This is a genomic window from Flavobacterium sp. RHBU_24 (assembly GCF_046613695.1).
GTDB lineage: Bacteria > Bacteroidota > Bacteroidia > Flavobacteriales > Flavobacteriaceae > Flavobacterium.
In genome coordinates this window covers 1-751 of record NZ_JBKJHD010000050.1, presented here as the reverse complement: position 1 = coordinate 751, position 751 = coordinate 1, and the positions used below count along the sequence as shown (strand labels likewise).

1 protein-coding gene is annotated in these 751 nt (G+C 46.5%); it reads left to right on the top strand.

The genetic code is table 11. The annotated features are described in order from the left end of the window. On the top strand, positions 1-705 hold a 705-nt coding region (locus tag ACLI09_RS18015; RefSeq protein WP_411421034.1), incomplete at its 5' end, for a gliding motility-associated C-terminal domain-containing protein. Positions 706-751: the final 46 nt, after the last annotated feature.

Below are 751 nucleotides of genomic sequence, written 5' to 3'. Positions count from 1 at the left end.
GTGTACCAGCAGGGGCAGCCGGGCGTAACCGTAACCTACTTTGCTACGCCGGCTGATGCTACGGCAAATGCCAATGCTATAGCCAACCCTGCGGCCTATAGTAACACAGAGGATGCGCAAACCGTGTATGTACGTGTAGATAACGGCAACTGTTTCGGGATTGGAACCTTTACATTACAGGTTAACAATGCCCCTGTACTTGCATCAATGCTTGAGGTAACCGGCTGCTCCCCCTATGACCTTACTGAAATCGAAGCGGGACTGGAAAGCGGCCTGGAAATCAGTTACTATACTTCTGAAGCCAATGCAGAAGAAGCGATAAACGCGATAGCAAACCCTGCTGAATATACAACAAATGATACCACGGCACATCTTTATGTAAGGGCGGAAAACGCCGATGGCTGCTACTCCGTAACTGAACTGCACATCAGCCCGGGCGACTGCTTTATACAGCGGGGTATTTCGCCGGGTGGTTCAATAGGCCTGAACGACACCTTTGACCTGAGCAACCTTGATGTAACAAAGCTTACCATTTTTAACCGTTACGGAAAAGAGGTTTTTAGCTTTAGCGGTAATTATACTAACCAATGGGGCGGGCAAACCGACAATGGGCAGGAATTGCCTACAGGAACCTATTTTTATATGTTCCAGCGCAATACGGGCGAAGCGAAAACAGGATGGATTTATATTAACAGGCAAAACTAATACTGATTAAATACAATAGTAAGATACATAACAGATACAAATGACA